General features: G+C 64.4%; 1 protein-coding gene. It reads right to left on the bottom strand.

The features are described 5' to 3' along the window. Positions 1 to 31 precede the first annotated feature (31 nt). Positions 32 to 1387, bottom strand: coding sequence for an IS256 family transposase (locus tag ACT3T5_RS19535; protein ID WP_444595323.1), 1356 nt, complete (start codon positions 1385 to 1387; stop codon positions 32 to 34). Positions 1388 to 1438: the final 51 nt, after the last annotated feature.

Raw genomic sequence — 1438 nt, 5'->3', positions numbered from 1 at the left:
GCCTGTCAACTTGTCTGTGTAAGCGGGGTGTTCACAGGTAGGGGGTGATCCGTTCGGGATAGGCCGCTGCGAGCTGCGCGAGGGCTTGTTTCCAGTTGGTGACGACCTGGCCCTCGACGAGTCGGCCCTGGGCCTTCCTTTGGCCGGCGGGCTTGCCACGGTCCTTCTCGCGCTCGGCGGCGCGCTTGTCTTCGATGTTGCAGATCGCCAGCCAGAGCAACTTCACGGCCGCTTCCGTGGTCGGGAAGTGCCCGCGGTTCTTGGTGACCTTCCGCAGCTGGAAGTTCAGCGACTCGATGCTGTTCGTCGTGTAGATGACCTTGCGGAGCATCGGCGGGAACTGCAGGAACGGAATGAACCTCTCCCACGAGGCCGCCCAGGTCGCAGCCGCAGATGGGTACTTCTGCCCCAACTCAGAGGCCTCGAAATCAGCCAGCGCCTTGCGGGCGACGTCCTCGCTCGGGGCCGTGTAGACCGGCTTCAACGCCTTGGCGACCTTCTTGCGGTCCTGGTAGGCCACGAACCGCATCGCGGCCCTGATCAGGTGGACCACGCAGGTTTGGACCATCGATTCCGGCCACGTCGCCTCGATCGCCTCTGGAAGACCCTTGAGGCCGTCGCAGCAGACGATCAGCACGTCCCGAATGCCCCGGTTGGCGAGGTCCGCGCAGACGTGGGCCCAGAACGCCGATCCCTCGGTGTCCTGGACCCAGATTCCCAGCACGTGCTTGATCCCGTCCAGGTCCACACCGACGGCGATATAGGCAGCTCGGTTGATGACCTGGCTGTTCTCTCGGATCTTGATCCGGATCGCGTCGAGATACATCACCGGGTAGAACTCCTCCAGCGGCCGGGACTGCCAGGCCAGGACCTCCTCGGAGACGGCGTCAGTGATGTTGCTGATCGTCTCGTGGGACAGGTTCGTGCCGATTGTGGAGGCCAGATGGTGCTGGATATCGCGGATCGTCATCCCGCTGGCATAGAGGCTGATGATCATGTCATCGAGCCCGCCCAGACGGCGCTGCCCCTTGGGGACCAGGCGCGGGGTGAACGAGCCTCCCCGGTCGCGGGGCACGTCCAGCTCGATCGGCCCGACCTCGGACTCGACCTTCTTTGGCGTCGTGCCGTTACGGGAGTTGGCGTGCTTCGCCGCGTCCTCGGAGCCCTTCTCATAGCCCAGATGACTGGTCAGCTCGGCCTGCAGACCTCGCTCGAGCGCGGCCTTGACCAGCGCGGGCACGAACCCGCTGTCGCCGGTCAGCTCGACCTTGCCCGCGTCGATCTGCGCGAACAGTGCATCGAGCTGTCCGGAGGCCTTCAACTGCTCGACCAAATCCTGGCCCGACGGCTCACCGCCCGGCTGCTGCTTCTCGTTGGTCATGGTCATGATTCTTACCGTTCCTCTCGGTACGGCTTACACAGACCATCTGACACGCCC

Origin of the sequence: Brachybacterium sp. AOP3-A1-3 (genome assembly GCF_052378285.1) — a bacterium.
Taxonomy (GTDB): domain Bacteria; phylum Actinomycetota; class Actinomycetes; order Actinomycetales; family Dermabacteraceae; genus Brachybacterium.
This window is presented reverse-complemented; position numbering and strand designations above follow the sequence as displayed.